At 33.7% G+C, this 19,686-nt stretch carries 13 protein-coding genes and 1 tRNA gene; 6 read left to right on the forward strand and 8 right to left on the reverse strand.

Annotated elements, in window-relative coordinates; all coding sequences use genetic code 11:
- Window positions 1-18 precede the first annotated feature (18 nt).
- The gene (gdhA, locus tag ABD935_RS14870) at window positions 19-1,362 is read right to left on the reverse strand and encodes an NADP-specific glutamate dehydrogenase (RefSeq protein WP_345193360.1); all 1,344 of its coding nucleotides are present in this window, start codon (window positions 1,360-1,362) and stop codon (window positions 19-21) included.
- Between the two features lie 202 nt (window positions 1,363-1,564).
- Here gdhA and ABD935_RS14875 point away from each other — a divergent pair, with 202 nt between their 5' ends.
- Entirely contained in the window at window positions 1,565-2,368 is an 804-nt protein-coding gene (locus ABD935_RS14875) for a THC0290_0291 family protein (RefSeq protein WP_345193362.1), read from the forward strand.
- Between the two features lie 352 nt (window positions 2,369-2,720).
- Window positions 2,721-3,443: a DUF3298 and DUF4163 domain-containing protein gene (locus tag ABD935_RS14880; RefSeq protein WP_345193364.1), complete on the forward strand. Its 723-nt coding sequence runs from the start codon at window positions 2,721-2,723 to the stop codon at window positions 3,441-3,443.
- Here the strand turns inward: ABD935_RS14880 and ABD935_RS14885 are convergent.
- The gene (locus ABD935_RS14885) at window positions 3,423-3,887 is read right to left on the reverse strand and encodes a DinB family protein (protein WP_345193366.1); all 465 of its coding nucleotides are present in this window, start codon (window positions 3,885-3,887) and stop codon (window positions 3,423-3,425) included. The two genes, ABD935_RS14880 and ABD935_RS14885, sit on opposite strands and share 21 nt — an antisense overlap.
- A gap of 122 nt (window positions 3,888-4,009) precedes the next feature.
- Here ABD935_RS14885 and ABD935_RS14890 point away from each other — a divergent pair, with 122 nt between their 5' ends.
- Window positions 4,010-4,363, forward strand: a complete 354-nt coding sequence (locus tag ABD935_RS14890; RefSeq protein ID WP_345193368.1) for an arsenate reductase family protein — start codon at window positions 4,010-4,012, stop codon at window positions 4,361-4,363.
- A 301-nt stretch (window positions 4,364-4,664) separates the two neighbouring features.
- Window positions 4,665-5,861: a helix-turn-helix domain-containing protein gene (locus ABD935_RS14895; RefSeq protein ID WP_345193370.1), complete on the forward strand. Its 1,197-nt coding sequence runs from the start codon at window positions 4,665-4,667 to the stop codon at window positions 5,859-5,861.
- Window positions 5,862-7,627: 1,766 nt separating this feature from the next.
- Here the strand turns inward: ABD935_RS14895 and ABD935_RS14900 are convergent.
- Window positions 7,628-10,645 carry a T9SS type A sorting domain-containing protein gene (locus ABD935_RS14900; protein WP_345193373.1) on the reverse strand — a complete coding sequence of 1,006 codons (3,018 nt, stop codon included), beginning with the start codon at window positions 10,643-10,645 and terminating at the stop codon, window positions 7,628-7,630.
- A gap of 207 nt (window positions 10,646-10,852) precedes the next feature.
- Here ABD935_RS14900 and ABD935_RS14905 point away from each other — a divergent pair, with 207 nt between their 5' ends.
- Window positions 10,853-12,463 (forward strand): tetratricopeptide repeat protein, encoded by a 1,611-nt coding sequence (locus tag ABD935_RS14905; RefSeq protein ID WP_345193375.1) that lies wholly within the window; start codon window positions 10,853-10,855, stop codon window positions 12,461-12,463.
- An 867-nt stretch (window positions 12,464-13,330) separates the two neighbouring features.
- Complete coding sequence (locus ABD935_RS14910) at window positions 13,331-14,233, forward strand: DUF6268 family outer membrane beta-barrel protein (RefSeq protein ID WP_345193378.1); 903 nt, start codon at window positions 13,331-13,333, stop codon at window positions 14,231-14,233.
- Window positions 14,234-14,553: 320 nt separating this feature from the next.
- Here ABD935_RS14910 and ABD935_RS14915 read toward each other — a convergent pair whose 3' ends face one another.
- The 5 genes from ABD935_RS14915 to rseP form a co-directional block, all read right to left on the reverse strand.
- Window positions 14,554-15,852, reverse strand: a complete 1,299-nt coding sequence (locus ABD935_RS14915) for an APC family permease (RefSeq protein ID WP_345193380.1) — start codon at window positions 15,850-15,852, stop codon at window positions 14,554-14,556.
- Window positions 15,853-15,994: 142 nt separating this feature from the next.
- Complete coding sequence (locus ABD935_RS14920) at window positions 15,995-17,146, reverse strand: methionine adenosyltransferase (protein ID WP_345193382.1); 1,152 nt, start codon at window positions 17,144-17,146, stop codon at window positions 15,995-15,997.
- Window positions 17,147-17,160: 14 nt separating this feature from the next.
- Window positions 17,161-17,784: a protein-L-isoaspartate(D-aspartate) O-methyltransferase gene (locus ABD935_RS14925; RefSeq protein WP_425550226.1), complete on the reverse strand. Its 624-nt coding sequence runs from the start codon at window positions 17,782-17,784 to the stop codon at window positions 17,161-17,163.
- A gap of 388 nt (window positions 17,785-18,172) precedes the next feature.
- A tRNA-Asn gene (locus ABD935_RS14930) sits at window positions 18,173-18,246 on the reverse strand.
- Window positions 18,247-18,317: 71 nt separating this feature from the next.
- Window positions 18,318-19,649, reverse strand: coding sequence for an RIP metalloprotease RseP (gene rseP, locus ABD935_RS14935; protein ID WP_345193384.1), 1,332 nt, complete (start codon window positions 19,647-19,649; stop codon window positions 18,318-18,320).
- Window positions 19,650-19,686 lie beyond the last annotated feature (37 nt).

Here is a 19,686-nt window from a genome sequence, read left to right on the forward strand (position 1 = left end):
AGTGTTATTTAAATTCTTCTACACAACCCCCTGCGCCAACATAGCATCTGCCACTTTTACAAAGCCTGCAATATTAGCACCTCTTACATAATCCACATATCCATCATCATCTTTACCATATTCTAAGCATGATTTATGAATATCTGACATGATATCTTTAAGCTTATTATCTACCTCTTCTCTAGACCATTTAAATCTTAAGGAGTTTTGAGTCATTTCTAAACCAGAAGTTGCAACACCACCCGCATTAGAAGCTTTACCGGGAGCAAATAATATCTTCGCTTTATGAAAAGCTGCAATAGCCTCTTTAGTTGAAGGCATATTAGCGCCTTCACTAACACAAATACAACCGTTACTTAAAAGGGTATTAGCATCCTCTTCATTTAATTCGTTTTGAGTGGCACATGGTAACGCAACATCACAAGCTACTTCCCAAGGGGTTTTCCCTTTAATAAATTTTGCATTAGGGTGTGTTTTTAGATATTCACTAATTCTACCACGCTTAACATTTTTAAGTTCCATAACGAAAGCTAATTTTTCTTTATTTATCCCTTCTTCATCATAAATATACCCTGACGAATCTGAAAGCGTAAGTACTTTTCCGCCTAGCTGTAAAACCTTTTCTGCTGCATATTGTGCTACATTTCCTGAACCAGACACCACAACCTTTTTCCCTTCAAAACTATCACCCCCAGTTCCAAGCATTTTTTGAGCAAAATATACAGTTCCGTAACCTGTTGCTTCTGGTCTAATTAATGAGCCACCCCAAGACATCCCTTTACCAGTTAAAACTCCAGTAAATTCATTCCTTAATTTTTTGTACATACCAAATAAGAAACCTATTTCTCTAGTACCCACTCCAATATCTCCCGCAGGAACATCTGTATTTGGACCTATATATCTAAATAATTCACTCATAAAAGCATGGCAAAAACGCATAATTTCATTGTCAGATTTACCTTTGGGGTCAAAATCCGAACCTCCTTTACCGCCTCCCATTGGTAAGGTTGTTAAAGAGTTTTTAAACACTTGCTCAAAAGCTAAAAATTTTAATATACTGGCATTTACTGTAGGATGAAAACGCAAACCTCCTTTGTAAGGCCCTATAGCTGAATTCATTTGAACTCTATAGCCCCTGTTAACTTGTATTTCTCCGCTATCATCTACCCAAGAAATTCTAAACGAAATTAATCGTTCTGGCTCTACCATTCTTAGCAAAATGTTTTTACCATAATAAATATCATGTTGAACAATGTAGGGAATTACAGTTTCTGCTACTTCCTCAACAGCTTGTAAAAACTCAGGTTCATGACCATTTCTTTCTTTTACAAGATCCATAAATGCTTCAATGTTGCTTTTCATATATACAATTATTGTGTTATTATTTATTAAATAAGTAATTTATTGCTACAAATATACGTTATGTTCAAAAATATATGTGTTTTTTTTTGAAATTCGCAATAAATATTTTTAATGAATTTTGCAAAACCTATTAATATTTGTTTGTTAAGTGACTTTTTATATATTTGTTCATAATAATGCCCTCAAAAAATGAAACCTCTTTATGTTTAACTTGAAACATTTAGCATCTGCTTTTTGCTTGTTTGTTATTGTTCAAACTGCAAGTGCTCAGCTAGGATTTTCTCACGAAATAGGTGTTATTGCAGGGCCTCTACAATTTAGATCAGACTACGGTGTTCGTGAAGATTCAAAAACAAATTTTGGTAATTCTGGTTTCGGAATAGGAATTGTACATTATTTAAACTTTTCTTACAGAGCCGATTGTAATTGTTATACTACCGATACCTACTTTAACGACCACTTTAAATTACGAAACGAAATATCTTGGAATAAGACCAATCTTGAACATTTAGGTGAGTTTGTTGACCCATCTAAAACATCTCCAAATGCTAATAAACTTAGGGGACATAAAGGTATTGCTGAAAATTTAGATATTGGCACACAACTTGAATTTTTCCCTTTAAGTATTCGTTCTTTTCAATCTTTTGGCTACAGATTTGCTCCTTTTGGAAGCTTAGGGGTTCATTATACGTCTTTTACTCCAGAAGTTAGTACCACTTATGCTAATCCAGATCCTAATGCTATCGGCGATGTTACAGACCCAAGTAATTTTTACTCTTTTTGGGATCCTGGATCTGTTGACCCTTCACCTGGTGGAACCTGGTCTATTGTTTCTAGTGTAGGCGTGCGTTATAAACTAGATAAGCTATCAGATTTAATGTTAGATTTTAGATTTCAATACTATTTTAGCGATTGGGTTGACGGTCTTAACCACCAATTGGAGTTTAATCAAAATAACGACTGGTTAGTATGGCTAAACGTTGGTTATATCTACTACTTAGATTAAAGAAAAACATACATTTTTAAAATGCATACAAAAAGCCACCATATAATCGCTGGCAAAAACAACTTCATATCCAGATTTCAGAAGTTTTATTTCGGGACCATTAGCTTTATCAAGCCCTAACGACCTCTGTGAATAACTTTAGTGTTTAATTTGATACACAAATGCTACTTTTAATTGGGTATAGTAAAAAATAATATTAATTCTATATGCGATTTTTTATTTATACCAAATCTGCATTATTTATAGATTCCCAAGAAAGGCCATCTGAAGCGAAACCTCGATAATCTATCGAAGAATTCTTTTTCAATTCAAATGCAATAATTACCTTTAATCTAGGTTAACAAATTTAAGTATGCTTTATAGAAAACGCCTTATCCTTTTTTGCTCATTCTTTATTTTTATTGCTTGTAATGAAGTACAGAAAACATCATTCTCAGAAATTAATATTTCCGCAGAAAACAACACTATTGTTGAAGTAAATATTCCTGAAGCTCATGGAAATGAGATTATAGCAGATAACATAAATTCAAAAATACAAGACATGGTAATAGAAGCATTGCATATTGGGAATCCAAATGATGATGCTGTTTCAAAATCTATTAAAGAAAGCATTTTATCTTTTAATAAAGAATACAACACCTTTAAAAGTGATTTCCCAGAAACCGAACAGCAATGGGACGCTCAAATAGATGGTGAAGTTATATATGAATCACCAGACATTGTAAGCATTGCAATAACCTCTTATGTTAATACAGGTGGTGCCCACGGTTCATTACATATTTCTTTTTTGAATTTTGATGCTGAAACTGGACATGTAATTTCTAATAAGAACTTGATAAACGACGTTGAAGCCTTTAAAAAAGTGGCTAAACCTTATTTCAGTAAGGCCATTGCAGAAAAGGAAGACACTGTTAACACCAATTCATTTAATTTACCATTAAATATAGCCTATAGCGAAGAAGGTCTTGTTTTGCTTTACAATACCTATGAAATTGCACCATATTCCACAGGTATTATAGAATTTGTAATTCCTTTTGATGAAATTGAACCTTATCTAGTTTTTAACAGCTTTTAATAGTGCCAAAACATAACCATAATGTAAGCCTTCGTGAATGGCTATAAATTGTAAAGCCTCATCAATATTGGATAATGTGTTTCCAGTAGTAGATACGGTGTAAGCATTATACATTTTAAACACCCCTTTATTATAATCAGACTTTGTTTTTTCTACCGTTGAAAATAGCAACCCTTTTATTTCGTTTACGTCTTCTTGGGTTATATCGCCTTCAGGTTTAGAATCTTTTCTATAGGTATTAATCATTTCATCAGAAACCATGGTATCTAACCCAGATAACTTATAGGCTAATAATTGCTCTGAAACCACAATATGCCCAATATTCCATATAATGTTGTTATTAAAACCGGCAGGAATTTTATTTAAATCTTCTAAAGCGTTATTTTCAATTATTTTATTGAAAATGGCGCGTGTATTATTTAAAACCTGAAATGTAAAATCCATATTGTTTAATTTTTCGATAAATATAGTATTTATGATATAATTGCTTTTATTTTGTTGGGAAAATTATTAAGATTTCTTCCGATAGCTATCGGGATTCATGGAAATTAAAACTGTAATTAATTATGAAAAAAGTATATTATTTAAAAACGTGTAGCACCTGTACTAGAATTTTAAAAGAGCTGAATCTATCTTCTGAGTTTATATTACAAGACATTAAATCCGAAGAAATAACCGTAAAGCAAGTGGAAGAGACGAAAGCACTTGCAGGAAGTTACGAAGCACTTTTTAGCAAGCGTTCTAAACTCTACAAGGAAATGGACTTAAAAAACCAAGACTTAACGGAACGTGATTATAAGCACTATATTTTAGACCACTATACCTTTTTAAGCAGACCCGTTATTATTGTTGATGATAATATTTTTATTGGAAACTCTAAAAAAACTGTTGAAGCTGCCAAGGCTTTTATTGACAAATAAAGATTACTCATGTTTTAAAACAGCAAAGTCCAACATTTCTGTTGGACCTTAAAACCCCACCCCTTAAAAGTGAAATTATTAATAATAGCAAATAAAAATATTAGATATACTTTAATTAACAACAACCTGTTTAACTGAGATAGTCTAAATATTTTTTTTTTAAAAATAGCAACTTAAATTATACTAAAAGCCGCCTTGCGTGCTATTTTAATAAAACAGTAAGAATTTTGCTAAAACAGTAACTTTTTTAGTAAATTGAGGACGCTTTCATCTCGCTTAATATCAGAGTAAAATTAATTATATGCCAGAATTTTTTGTGAATTTAACCCTAATACTCATAGGTCTTTTAGGTCTATTCGTAACAACTCTTATGTTGTTTTCCTATAAGTCTAATGTTTTTATAAATATTTATTTAGTATCCATCTTTATCCTTTGCTCTTTTCGAAATATTGTAATTGGATTATTTGAATTTACCGATTTTAACCTAACACTTTTTATAAAATTATTTACACCCATTTGCTTAATTGCATCACCTGCTTTATACTTATACTTTAAATCTCTAGTTAAAGACTATAAGGCTATCTACAAAAAAGATTTAATACACCTATTATTTCCTATAATGAATTTCGCTTTAAATTTAGGTCAAGAATATTTTCCTTTTTTAAACACTAGTTTCATAGAAAATATACGGTTTGTAGGTTTAATTATATTCTTCTCACTTTACTCTCTCCTATCTTTTAATCTACTTTACAATAGTTTATGGAAAACTGAACTAAACGTATCTGTAGATAGAAAACACTATCTTTTAATTAAAAACTGGACACTATTTCTTTTTACAATTTCTTCATTTTTATTTTTACGTATCATATACTCAATCTATATTAATAGAAATGCACAAGAATTATTTCATACACAACACCATGTTTTTTTTGTTGTTATATTTTGGCTACTCGTATATGGTAAAATATTGATAAGCCCAGGCATTTTATATGGCTACCCCAAACTAAAAAAACAGGTTTCAGAAATCCAAGATCAAATTAATATTCCTAATAAAATATGGACATTCAATTCAACTCATATTTTAAATGTTCAGGACAAAAAACTAAGTAACACTATTAAAAACAACATAGCCTCCTATATTTCGGATATAGAAAATTTTACTGATAATGAACACCCCTTTAGAAATAGTAAATATTCATTTTCTGATTTTGCAAAATCCATTAAAATACCTGCAAGTCATGTAAACTACATATTTAAATATCATTGTAATATTACTTTTGTTGAATACAAAAACTATTGCAGAATAACCGATGTGCTAGAACTCATTAATAATGGAGATTTAGACACCTTGACTCTAGAAGGGCTGGCTAACAAAGTAGGGTTTAGCTCTTATAATTCGTTTTACACTGCTTTTAAAAAACATACTAAATTGGCTCCCAAAGCATATGTAAACAGCCTTAATAACAACACTGAAACTATTTTAGATTTAGCCTTATAGAAAAACATAGCATGGTATAAATATTGAAAAAATAACCAAGCCACATTTCGGTTAGACTTTAATTCAGACCTTCTCTTATACCAATTATAATTTAAAATATTCGAGTGTTTTTAGTTTAAATGAGTTCATATATGTTATCTAAGTTCAAGTAATAAGTGCCAAACGATTATTTAAATCAAAAATGGCTTAGCTAATTGTGAAGATTTTTAAGGCAATAAAGCGAACTGAATGAATTGCCCACCTTGAGTAGAAGGTAAAGTTAAAGTGCATTCTTTAAATATTGAAAAAAATAGAGTTTAATCCAAATCTACTATACATAAGAATAATTATAGTACATTTTACAACAATTAGCGAAATAGCGCTTTTGGGCGATATTTGACATAATTAAAGATATAATGGCTGCCAGACTTATATCGATAATAATTATGACAAGCTAATTGTGGCTTCGTAGTTGTATTTATTATTGTGTAGCTATAATTCTCTATTATGTTAAATATCCTATAAACCTTTGAACATTCAATAAACATTGTTATTGGGGTGTTTTATAATTCGTCAACAAGTGTTTAATTAAACTTGTTTATAAACTTCATATTCAGAAATTTTAAAGATATTTTTTCAAATACGTTATTATAAGAAAACTTCAAACTACAAATTTGTAGCTATAATTCGACATTATGTTAAATTGCCTCTTACCAAAAACGCTCGATTGCTTTTTAAAAATAATTATGCTGTCGCAGTAATTTTTTTAAACACAATTTTCCAACGCTTTCCACCGCACAAAAAGCTAACATTTTTAGTTTGTATAAAACTTTGTTAATCTATAATAATCCGTAAATATTTTTTTCTAATATCATTTTCGCCAGCTTTCCACAAGAGCATAAATTTTAAAAAAATAAAATTCTATGCACTTGTTCTATTTGGTTGTTATAATTAACCATTTTTTGGTTAGTACTAATATTATTATGTTAAATAGAAGATAAGCATTGTAACTATTAATCTATTATTATTATCTTTTTTTCCTTGATGAAAAAAGAAACAAAAAAATCAAGACTTACATATAATTTTGGAAACAATTACGGTTCGCTTCTCTATATTTTAGGATAGATTCAAAGTTTTTAATACAATTTTAGAAATATTTTATAAATAGATAAACTAACAATATGTATTTATTATAAACTCCAAAAAATTTAAAACAGCGATCTATTGTGATTAAAAATTTAGAAAGCTTCAAACTCTTTTACCATTCCAAATACATACCACTGCGCTCCTATCGTCTGTTTCGTGAATAGCGTATTCCATTGTACTTTTAAATAACCATTATAAAAATACAATTAACCGAAAAACTAAAGTAAAAATGAAAAAGTTATCTTATCAAGAAAAAGAACAACATATCAAATTTAACCATTCTTGTTTTGACCGGGTGATGATTCTCAGGGATACTTCCTAATTTATTTGTAGAGGGGAGCGTAATTAAACTATTACGCTCCCCAGACTGCCCCTCATTTGCAACGAGGATTCGTTACTAAGGCATTTGCAATGCCAATATAGAATATTTAATTACGCTCTATTTCATAAGAATGTGGAGCGACCTGTTTTTAACATCAATCGTTTTGGGATTATTGTATGGTTGATTCGTTACAAACGAAAAACAGCATCTCCCTCGTTGCAAACGAGGGGCATTGTCTTGTATTATTATAAAAAAAAACCGAGCCAGTGACTTCTCACTTTGACTCGGTTTTTCTATAAGATCAATTATCAATTCTGTTCTATCTAATTATTATTTTTCGTAGAGTATAAAAATTTTCGTTTTCAACACGAAGTACGTAAATACCAGACGATATCCTTGAGACATCCATTGCTGTATGTTCAGACTGCGCATCTACTGTTGAGATAAGCTGACCAGATAAAGCGATAATGCTAATCTTTGAATTTAAAAACTTAGGGCAGCTAATATTCAGGATATCTTCAGCTGGTGATGGATATACATTCAAAGCATTATATTGTTGCTTATCAACACTTAAATTGCCCTCGACAATATTAAATTTGTACTCCTTTTTAGCGATGTTGGTTTGCCAGTTACCGTTGACAGGCCGAATAGCTAAAATGGCACTATAACCGTTAGCAACCGATAAAGGAGCAGTCAATTTCACCACTATCGTCTTTTCACCTTTCCCAGCAGGCACTGTTATCTTTGCGTTGGTAATGTATAATGGCTGAAGGTCTTTGAGCTCAATGTTAACATCTCGCTCCTGTGTTGCAGAATAACTGACCTTAAAGGAGAATTCTAATAAATCCTTTGAAAATTCTACTGGGGCATCAATAAAATCAACTAAATCTTCAGTAGGCAATAAAGGGCCATCAACCACATCAAACAAATGCTCCTTAGTCATAATACTTGCCTCTATACCCTCACCTACAGGACAAAGCGCTGAAATCACCTTGTAGCCATCAGCAACAGCAAGAGCGGATGCCAAAGTAAAATTTACATTCGTTGACGACACTCCTCTTTCAACACTTATTGTTTTGCTATCTATAGTCGTTCCATCAGGATTTTGAAGCTCTACTTTAAGATCTCGTTGCTCATTAGCTCCATAGCTTACGGTTATAGGAATCTCCAACGCAGCATTTGATACTTTATCTGCCGGACTTACGAAACCCACTTTTTCTGTAATGTCAAAATCATTCTTGTCTACGCACACCTCCAAGGCATACCATCGGCCACGAGCAGTAGCGGTACTGGTACCTTCTGGTACTTTTCCGTTTGTTACTTGATTCGAAGTCACCCTAATGATATCGCCTGGCTTGATTGGAGCCTTAGTGTCTATAATCAATTCCTCGATTTCATTCCTTAATTTTTCATCCTCTATGTCGTGAGTAGCTTCATAAGAAGAAGAAATCTGCTGTTCTCCTACTTTTGTCCCGTTCACATAAACGGCGTAGGTGCATTCGCCATCGGGCTCTTGCATAGCATGTACCTTATATCGGGCATTACCTTGTGCAGTGCCATTATAAACCACCTCTGCAGCAATAGGACGATTAACACCATTGGTGCCGTTACATTTTATGACTTCTTTGGCAGCTCCTCCCCAGGTTTTACTAACTCTCCACTCTATTGTTGCTGGGTCATAGCCTTCAATATCCAGATCTGTGAAGTCTTTAGCCACTATCGTTTCGCAGCCTTCTACTACAAGGTTTTCACAATTAGGGTCAACGGTTCCAGTCTCCGACCAATACTTATTAGCTTGTGCCTCTGTTTTATTAGTAAAGTCTCCCAATTTAGCTGCAGTACTAGTCGCCATTACAATTTTGTCGATTTGATAGCCATGTGAGCGACCACAAATCTCCATGGTATAAGTTCCTGCTTGTTCTACTTTTATATTTACCCAGTTGTGTGCGTGGTTCATTTCGCCAATACCGTGCATCCAAAAACCTGGATCACTACGCCCGTAAAATTTAAACCAAGATGTTGTCTGTTGAGTACCCCAATAAGCAATACCATCAGAAAACTTCAACCATACATCATTACTTAAATCAGTACCTTGTTGACCTTCTACTTTTCCTCGTTCTTCTTCATTTTGACGACCAAACCATTTTACGGTATATGTACCAGGTGTGTTTATCGTAAAACTATAAGATATGACGTTACTAGCATTCTGACTTTGGTAAGAGTTAGGTCCATCGTAATAGATGTATTGGCCTCCTGAAGCATATTCTTCATCTGTCCCAAGTTTCCAGTCTCCTTTTAGCGCTATTCTTTCAGCTTCAAATACGAGTAAACCCTCTGTTTCATAAACATCAATCGCTGGACAGTAGCCATCAGCTGGAGGAATGCTACCAGGTTTTACACCATTAATAAATTTAGTCTTTAATTTGCTCGGGTTGCCATATTGGTCGTTATTCAAAAGAAACCATACCATACCAGCATCAGAAATATCAGGTTTGCTTTTGGAATCAATATTTAATCGATCCCATAGATACTTACAACTAGGATCAAAATGATCTCTCAAGAAATAGTAAGGCGTCCAATTCTTTACGCCATCTACTGCAGACGAACTCCAACCATTATTCAAATTTGCAGACTGGTTTTGATCTATAATGCGTTTGAAATTTGTCCCCTCAGTTACTGGGAAATCATTTAATATATGCTCAACTCTATGGTGCTCAGCTCTACGTATATGATTATCGTTATAATTGCTATGGGATATGATGTAAAGGTGATTTATAGCATCCTCTTTGCCATCAGCTTTTACTTTCACTAAGGCTTGGTATAAAAATTCGCTAGGTCCCATTTGTACAAAATACAAAGGATCACTTGCTGTTGATATCTTAATCTGTTCAGCCAAATGATTAATTGCTGCTGTATTATTAGCCGAAACATCGAAGAAAACAGAGGTGTCAAACTCGGTAAAGAATTCTAAGGCACCTTCCACACCTTCTTTCATAACATTCGTTTCGCTTGTATGTGCTGGAGAGCCTATAAAGTTATTATAAGAATAATGCACCAATTTAGCCTCTAAATTGGCATTGGCCAACATGGCTAAAGCTGCAGGTGTTGCACTCCAATCGTCCTCGTCTCCACGTTGCCAGGCCGAGTTATAGGTAAAAGTTTTGCCGGCATCAGTAGCAGGTGCGGTTGCAGTCACTGTGCCACCCCAAGTGTTTGGGTCGGGCTGGTTATTTCCATCTGCACTAATGGCTATACGGTAATTGCTGTAGCCCCAGCCTTGTGAGAACATCTGTGTTGCTAAAAAAAGCAAGGTTATAAGTAATCCTATTCTTTTCATGGTAATAATAGTTTAGTAACGCACTTTTGTGTGTTGGGTTATTATTTGTGTCAATACATGTTTTGATGACTCCAAAAGTATATGCAATACACCTCAAAACATAAAAATATATATTTGTTTTATATTTACAATCGTAAGAATAGATATGTATATTATATTTACAATAAAAAATTTATAGCTTTGTAAGCCCTTAAAATCAACGATTAAATGAAAAGAACTCTTATATTTATATTAGCATGTGTCTTAAGCTTAATATTTACTACGAGTAAGGCTTATGGTATGGATCGCATCACAGAGCATAACCATAATGATGTTTATCATGAGGCTAATAGGTTGTTAGATATTAATGCAGATAGTGCCTTAATTTTATATAATAAACTAATTACTTATTATACTAAAAGTCTAAATACTGAAAAACTAATTCAATGTCATATTGGCTTGTCAGATGCCTACAAAACTAAAGGGCAATACAGCAAGGCTTACGAACACTTGTGGGATGCCCTTCTTTTGAGCGAAAAAGAAAATAATCAGCTTAGAATAATTGATATTAATATAGACTTAACTACGCTATACAGCATTTATAAACGTTATGACAAATGCCAGCAGTACTTGAAAACTGCATTACAACTTTCAAAAGATAATAGCATTAAAAAAGGTTATCGTCAAGCTAATATCTACTATGGGTTGGCTATCGTAGAACGCAATTTAAAGAATTATGACAAAGCGCTGGACTATCTGGACACTTGCATAATGATTAGAAAGAAGGAACAACAAGGGCAATCCGAATTTAGTTATATCGACTCGGAACGTGGCAAAATATATTTGGAGATGGGCCAACTTGACAATGCTGAAAAACACCTACTTCGATCGCACAAGTACTTTATAAAAAACAACTTAAATTTTGCTATTAAATCTAGTCTAAGTCTGGGTGATCTTTATGTTAAAAAGAAGAACTGGTATCGAGCAAATGAGTATTACAAAGAAAGTCTATCGCAATTGCAAAAGATGAATTCACATACCGATATTCATAGTGAGTTACTTGCTAAACTAGCACAAACCAACAGAATTCTAGGGAATATTAGTATAGCCTATGATTTCTTGGAGGAAGCCAATGTGCTTACAGATAGCTTGTTTAATGCTAGAGTTTCAGTTAACAATGAATTGTTTCAAATAAAGAATAAACACGAAGAGACCATTCGTAAAAAGGATGAAGAAATTAAAACACACCTTTTAGGGATAGAGCGTAACAAATTAATCCAATCGAGGTTAAAACTTTTAATTGTCTTTATACTGTTTGCAATAGTAGTTGGTATTGTAGTGATACGTATGCGCTTGAAGCTTAGAAAGTCGGATATTGTAAAGAAAGCGATTGAATTACAAGTAAAGCTTGACCATGATAAAGCTGAAGCAATCATGGAAATGAAAAATAGAGAGCTTACTTCTAACACCTTGCAGATGATTGAAAAAGATAAACTTATTGGCGAGATGTTAGAAAAACTAAAAAGTGCATCCTTAGCAGAATATAAAAGCATGAAGCGGCTTATTGCGCAGAGGAATAACGGAATGTGGGAGCAATTTAATAAACGCTTTACAGAAGTCAATCAGGGATTTTATGAACGCTTAAGAAATCAACACCCTGATATAACACCTACGGAGCTTAAACACTGTGCGCTTATCAAACTGAATTTTAACAGTAAGGAAATGTCTCGTTTATTGAGTATCTCACTAAACAGCGTTAATATTTCAAGACACCGTATTCGAAAAAAGATGTCCCTGCAACGTAATGATAATTTAAGTAATTATATTACTGCAATTTAATATTGAGTAGAAAACGGCCGTTCATTTGCAAATTAAGAAATCAGAACCAAAGAGGGGAAGCCATTTACAAAAATGTATTCGTGCAAGAAAGGTTATAATCATTATTATTTTAACCTATGAGAGTTTATCCAAAATTTTGGATAAACTCATAAATTTGTGAGACGCTACTATATTTAAACCCAACAACCAACAGACCTAAAAAACAACTCTTTTCTTCATTAAAGATACGAACTATCATCATAGGCTCATAATGCTATCAATTAGATTTTCTGAAACTCTATTTACATTTTCCAACCCCATTTTAACTAATAAATCTTCTATTAGTTTCGATAAGTCTCCAACTTTATCTATTGTATCAATGATGCTATTTTTGTTCATATTTATATGCCGATGAAATTATCCATCTAAAATATGATTATTGAATTAAAAAAAAGCAATTAATTTAATTAATTCCATTCCACACACATTATGCTTCCCTCCTACGTCGTCGCATAAAAAGTGTTTCATTAACATTGCAAAAGAAACTTTTGAGCATAAATTTTTTCAAGAAACTATAGTAACAACTTTCGCTTTTTACCAAAGCAAAGTTACATAACGCGGTACATTATAGTACATTTTTATAAATAGGTTTATCCGGTGGATGATTGAATATTAAAATAATTATTATTTCTATTGTAATTTCTAACTATAATTTGTTTTTAAATAAAACCATCCACTGGAAGCTCTTATTTAAAAAGTATGTAAAATATCCCAGAAGCATTCGATTCAATAAGAATAATGGGTAACTATAACAAAACGATAATTCATATATAAAAGAAACAATCCATCAGTTTAATTACGTACTTTGACTACTAATTAAAAATACACATGAAGTATACTCTAGTTGTTTTAATTGGTTTTATTAGTTTTCAAAGTTTTACGCAAAACTATTTTGATATTTTAAATGTGACATACACCAATACAACCGCAAACGATTTTGAAATTATTGATACACAAACAACCGTTAAAGAGTTAGCCTTAGAACTAGACTTTCCAATAATAATTAATGATAAAACTATTTTACTTACTGGGATTTTTGCCAACAAAACAAAATTGAAATTAAGTTCAGATATGCCATATACCAACTTAAATGTATTAGGATTGAAAGTTGGTGTTAATAAAACCCTTAGCGATTCATGGTCTTCGACATTTATTGTTTACTCTAAATTTGCGTCGGATATTACGAAACTCTCACATGAGCATTTACAAGTTGCCATTTTATCTATTTTTACTAATAAAAAGGAAGATAATTTTAAATACAAATATGGCGTTTATGCCAATACAGAAAAATACGGATTAATAGTAGTGCCTATATTTGGTTTATTTTATTTAAGTGATAATAAGAAATTTGAGGCTAATTTAAACTTACCTATCAATGGAGATGTTAATTATAAAATAAACAAAAAAACTTGGTTAGGGATGAGATTTGATGGTCTAGGGACTACCTATAATTTAGTAGACCAAAACTACGGCACTAAAGGTGCTTATGTTTCTAAAACATCTAATGAATTAGTAAGTTATTTTAGATACAAATTAAGTAAATCGATATATATAAATACAAAAGTTGGTTATGCCATTAGTAGAAATTATAAAGTATTTGATTCTGAAGATAAAATAGATTTAGCTTTGAGTTCTTTTTATTTTGGCGATAACAGAACCCAATTGAATGAACGTTTTAAAGATGGTGCCATTTTTAAATTAGAACTATTATATCGGCTTCATTTCGATTAATAGCTATTACTGGCTTAAAGATTCCTCACACATTCCGCTTCCCTCCTTCTTGTTGAATAAAAAATTCCAATTAACATTGCAGAAGAAACTTTTGAGAATAATTTTTTTCAAGAAACTGTAGTTGGCCAAAGCCCCAGCTGACCCATTCACTAAAATAGTCCACAGGACTATTTCTTAATGCTCTGTCCCGCTTTTATCCAAAGCTCAAGTTACATAACGCGTGTACATTATAGTACATTTTACAACAAATAGCGTAATAGCCATTTATGCGATATTTGCTATAATCATAAGATTTAATAACACCATGGATAAAAAGTATGTCATACAGGCTTTTTCTTACTATAAAAACCATCGAATTTATAAACCAAAACCCCTAATATCAGGTTAAGAAGCCCAAGACCGGTCTCTAAGGGTTGGGCAAATACCAGATACACCAGCACCCATAAACTCAGGATCAGAAATATAATTTGTGGCAGCGGAAAAAGAGGACTTCTGAAGCCTTTTTTTGTTGTATTCTTTCGCCTCACAACAAATACCCCTGCCACCGCTAAAGCGGCAAACAATTGCAGTACAAAACCGCTGTAGATCATCACCTGTTCAAAAGTGCCGGTACATAATAATATGAGTGTTATTGCCGTTTGTAGCCAAATGGCACGTAAAGGCACCTTGTTTTTTGTTTTTATAGAAAACCATTTCCATAATCGATGATCCTCGGCCATGACCTGTGTTACCCTGGGGCCTGCCCATACCATGGCGCTTATACTTGATATCAGCATTAAAGCGATGCCGAAACTAATAAGTTCTCCTCCTACGTCCCCGAAAATAGAAATGGCTGTAATCTGTCCGATTTCCAATTGCCCTTTAATAGCTTCCAATGGATTCTGCCTTAAGAACACGAAGTTTAACAATACATAAAGCAAGCTTACCACAACCGTGCCCAAAAGCAATGCTCTTGGTAAATTTTTACGAGGCTCTCGGATTTCGTCTGCAATGTAAGCGGCTGCGTTCCATCCTGAATAAGAAAATGTAACATATACAAAGGATACCGCAAAGGCCGGTAGGATGAGTTCCTCTTTCCAGCTTTGATCCCACAGATATGCAGATGCTGCAGGTGTTTTTGTTACCCCAAAATAGATGAATACCAAAATTAGTAATAGCTTTAGTAAGGTCGTGGTATTTTGTAGTGTACTGCTTCTTTTAATGCTTAGCGAATGAAGTACACTAATCATTAAAATAGTAGCTATAGCCAAAACCATACTGGAAACTCCGGTATAGGGTGCAACATATTTCCCTAAAGCCATCCCGGACAGTGCTATGGGTGCAGAAAATCCAATAGTTAGCGATACCCATCCCGATAAATACCCTATAGCAGGATGAAATGCTTTAGAAAGGAAATGGTATTCCCCGCCCGATCGTTGCCAGTACGTCCCCAGTTCTGCATAGCTCAAAGCACCACATAGTGCCATTAAAGCACCTAATAACCACAGCATAATGATAGACCATGTATTTGTGGTATCTGCTAATTGAAATCCCAAACTAGTAAAAATACCTGCTCCTATCATGTTGGCCATAACGATAGCAGTAGCTGTAAAAAACCCTATGGAATTAGGCTTATTCATTATTGTATTCCATCAATTGATTCATGTTAAATTTTTCTACTTTAGCAGAAAAACCTACCCACCACGTCTTCATTCTTGAAAGCGCTCATTATAAAAATCTATGGCAATCATGTTTCATAATAAAGTTTATTATGACGAATACCTATTGATATAATATGCGATCCCAATATTTAGAAAGTTCCTTGAGCTTTTCTTTGGCAAAACGTTCAATGGTTTTGTTATCAGCATTCTTGTTTTTTAATTGAACATGTAAGAGCTGTGGCTCATCTATAGGTTTACCAATTTGCGATACAATAAAGACACGAGCATAATCGGCAAATTTGCTTTCTACAATGGCACGACTGAGGTCCATGGCAAAGTAATTGTATATTTTACCAGTATGATTTAGTGGGTTTTTTCCAGACGTGGCTTCCAGACTCATAGGATGATAAGGCGTAATTAATCCGTTGATTCTATTTCCTCGTCCTACTTGTCCGTCGTCACCATGTTCGGCACTTGTACCTGTAACGGTAAGATAGATGCTTTCGTTATTATAATCATCGGCCGTATTGATGTGTACTTCGGCATCAGTCAACTCCAAACTATGGATGATATATGCTTTTACGGCTTCCTTTTTGCTGATATAATCATTCAAATCTGTGATATAGGTATCAATCATGGCCATAGCAATGGTAAAATACCTTTTTGAATATGCTTTAACACCCATAACCTTGGTGTCTTCCCCAATAAAGGGAAATTGAATTTTTGTAGTTGGGTCATTTAACAAGGTATCAATCATAATGATGGTCTCTTCCAAAGGCGTTTTAGGATAGAAACCAGCGCCAAATGAAGTGTCATTGGCTAATGGCATGTCACCTTTTCCAAAACGCTTAAACAACTCGACCAGATCGGCACTTCCCGAACGTATATTAGAAGTAATCTTAATATCTTTTGCAGCATCCAGATGTCGGATATTTTTTTGTAACCACTTTTTTGCGGTTTCAATAGCAATGTCTTCAACAGGAATTTTTTTATCTTTTATTTGAGCCGTAGCCCTTCCGGCAATAATCAGCTGAATAGGTTGTATTACTTTCCCGCCTCCATAGGCAGGCTTCGATTGCCCTCCAACTAAAAGGGCCTTATCAACATTATGGTGCATGATGGCGCCAAATTCTTTTATATAATACTGACAAAGTTCTTTTGAAATTTGCTCGGTGATCTCATCGCATATCGTGTCAGGATGCCCCATGCCCTTTCGTTCGGCCATCTCAACAGAATCATCAATAATACTTCCTATGATGATGTTATTTGCCATACTGTTTTTTTATATTATTTGTTGCCACCAAGCTTCTTATCCCTGGTAAAGGGTACAAATCGCACAGGTATTAATTTTTTCCGGGTAATCTTATTTTTCTTTTTTGTAATCAATACCAAATGGCTCACGTATTTATACTGCCCTACAGGTATGATCATTCTTCCACCAATCTTCAATTGGTCTATTAGGGGCTGGGGAATGCTGTCGGCACCTGCTGTTACGATAATAGCATCAAAAGGCGCTTTTGCAGGCCAGCCGTAATAACCGTCACCCCATTTTACATTAACATTGGCATAGCCTAAGTCTTGCAATCGGTCTTTGGCTTTAAAGGCCAAGTGCTTTACAATTTCAATAGTATATACAGTATCAACAATTTTTGCCAGAATGGCTGCTTGATATCCCGAACCTGTGCCTATTTCTAATACCTTATCGCTTTCTTTTAACTGCAGTGCCTCAGTCATAAAAGCGACAATATACGGTTGGGAAATCGTTTGACCTTCTCCTATAGGTAGTGGACCGTCTGTATAGGCATATGGTTTCTTATTTTCGGGGACAAAAAGATGCCGAGGAACGTTTTGCATCGCCAAAAGCGTAGCAGCGTCTTTTATACCTCTTGCTTCTAGCTGCGTTTTTACCATGTGCTCCCTTTTGACCGTGTAATCCTCCTGGCCAAAACCAATCATGAAGACAATACATGCTATGGCAGTTATACTATTTTTCACTTCTCAAATGGATATGCGTTGATGTACCAGTGAATTAAATGTTCTAAATTAAACCATAAAGGAGACCTTGACAATGACTTACATCATTATTAAAAAGTTTGATGTTATTATCGTTGTAAAAGAAATGTGTATAGTTAAATGGTACACCTTGAAGAAATATTGGTATACCTAATAGTATGCCTTTTGTGATGAAATAACTTGGCAGGTGGTATTTGAAGTGAAATGTAATAGTGCAGTAAAAGCAGGTTTTAACAGGAAAGTATTAAAAACAAAAAAGTCCAACATTGCTGCTGGACTTTTTTTGCTCCTTCTCTTGGGCTCGAACCAAGGACCCTCTGATTAACAGTCAGATGCTCTAACCAACTGAGCTAAGAAGGAGTGTGCTTTTTACTTAGCGAGTGCAAATATATGTTGTTTTTTAATTACTACAAATATTTTTTTGAAAAATTTTACCCAAAAATGGCTTTATAAATATCATTACCATTAGCAAATAAAACTAAAGCTATTAAAATAAAGAATCCTACCATTTGGGCATACTCCATAAACTTGTCTCCAGGTTTTCTTCCAGAAACCATTTCATATAGCAAAAACGCCACATGACCACCATCTAACGCTGGTATTGGCAATAAATTTAAAACCCCTAGCATGATAGATAAAAAGGCGGTTAAATACCAAAATGCTTGCCAGTTCCACACAGGTGGAAACATTTGCCCTATAGCAGCAAACCCACCAATTTGTGAGGCTCCTTTTTTGGTGAATATATATTTAAACTGCGCTAAATAATCCTTGATTTCCCAATAAGCTTGGCTCGCTCCTCCCGAAATACTTTCAGAAAGTGTATAGCTTCTAGGGTTAAACTTTATATAATCTAAATCTGTTTTGGTAGTAAGAACACCTATTTTGTTATCTTCAGTCGGTGTAATAGATAATTCCAGTTTTTCATTATTACGTTCAACTTCTATGACTGCATGGTCTTTAATGTTGTTTTTCAACCCATAAATAAAATCTGAAAAGTAATTAACGGGTGCTCCATTTATTGCTACAATTTTATCGTTTGCTTTTAACCCTGCTTTTGCAGCTGGAAAATCAGCTATAACCGAATCTATTTGAAACGGAGAACGGGCTTCTAACCCAGGTAAATCTCCAGCTTCGAAAAGCTGTGTGCCAATATCTTCAGGAAGTTTAATGTCTTCAATAGTGCCATTAACATGTTCTACCTTCACATTATCGACTTTCCTAAACATCAAAATTTTATTAATATTTATTGTAAGTTCTTCAACAGGTTTTCCATTTACAGAAATAATTTTATCCCCTTGTTGAAACCCATAATTCTCTAATGTTTTAGTAACTCCGTAACCGTATTTTACATCATCTTTTCCGGTATAATTTGTCCCCCAAACCATAAGCATAACCATAAACAAGAAAACGGCTAAAATAAAATTAACGGTAACTCCGCCAAGCATAATAATTAAACGTTGCCATGCTGGTTTTGAACGAAATTCCCATGGTTGTGGCTCCTGAGCCATTTGCTCGGTATCCATACTTTCATCAATCATCCCAGCTATTTTCACATAACCTCCTAATGGCAACCAACCAATACCGTAAACGGTATCACCTATTTTCTTTTTAAAAAGTGAAAACTTCACATCAAAAAACAGATAAAATTTTTCAACTCGCGTTTTAAATATTTTAGCAGGTATAAAGTGTCCTAACTCATGTAAAACAACTAATATGGAAAGGCTCAATAGCAACTGACCGCCTTTTATTAAAAATACTGACATCTACAATTTTTTTTATAATCGCACAAAAGTAACGTTT

Origin of the sequence: Algibacter agarivorans, assembly GCF_039543245.1 — a bacterium.
In the GTDB taxonomy this organism is placed as follows: domain Bacteria; phylum Bacteroidota; class Bacteroidia; order Flavobacteriales; family Flavobacteriaceae; genus Algibacter_G; species Algibacter_G agarivorans.

Excerpts from the sequence above, each read along its gene's own strand:
- gdhA (WP_345193360.1), bottom strand. The coding sequence starts at position 1,362 with ATGAAAAGCAACATTGAAGCATTTATGGATCTTGTAAAAGAAAGAAAT.
- ABD935_RS14875 (WP_345193362.1), top strand. The coding sequence starts at position 1,565 with ATGTTTAACTTGAAACATTTAGCATCTGCTTTTTGCTTGTTTGTTATT.
- ABD935_RS14880 (WP_345193364.1), top strand. The coding sequence starts at position 2,721 with ATGCTTTATAGAAAACGCCTTATCCTTTTTTGCTCATTCTTTATTTTT.
- ABD935_RS14885 (WP_345193366.1), bottom strand. The coding sequence starts at position 3,887 with ATGGATTTTACATTTCAGGTTTTAAATAATACACGCGCCATTTTCAAT.
- ABD935_RS14890 (WP_345193368.1), top strand. The coding sequence starts at position 4,010 with ATGAAAAAAGTATATTATTTAAAAACGTGTAGCACCTGTACTAGAATT.
- ABD935_RS14895 (WP_345193370.1), top strand. The coding sequence starts at position 4,665 with ATGCCAGAATTTTTTGTGAATTTAACCCTAATACTCATAGGTCTTTTA.
- ABD935_RS14900 (WP_345193373.1), bottom strand. The coding sequence starts at position 10,645 with ATGAAAAGAATAGGATTACTTATAACCTTGCTTTTTTTAGCAACACAG.
- ABD935_RS14905 (WP_345193375.1), top strand. The coding sequence starts at position 10,853 with ATGAAAAGAACTCTTATATTTATATTAGCATGTGTCTTAAGCTTAATA.
- ABD935_RS14910 (WP_345193378.1), top strand. The coding sequence starts at position 13,331 with ATGAAGTATACTCTAGTTGTTTTAATTGGTTTTATTAGTTTTCAAAGT.
- ABD935_RS14915 (WP_345193380.1), bottom strand. The coding sequence starts at position 15,852 with ATGAATAAGCCTAATTCCATAGGGTTTTTTACAGCTACTGCTATCGTT.
- ABD935_RS14920 (WP_345193382.1), bottom strand. The coding sequence starts at position 17,146 with ATGGCAAATAACATCATCATAGGAAGTATTATTGATGATTCTGTTGAG.
- ABD935_RS14925 (WP_425550226.1), bottom strand. The coding sequence starts at position 17,784 with ATGGTAAAAACGCAGCTAGAAGCAAGAGGTATAAAAGACGCTGCTACG.
- rseP (WP_345193384.1), bottom strand. The coding sequence starts at position 19,649 with ATGTCAGTATTTTTAATAAAAGGCGGTCAGTTGCTATTGAGCCTTTCC.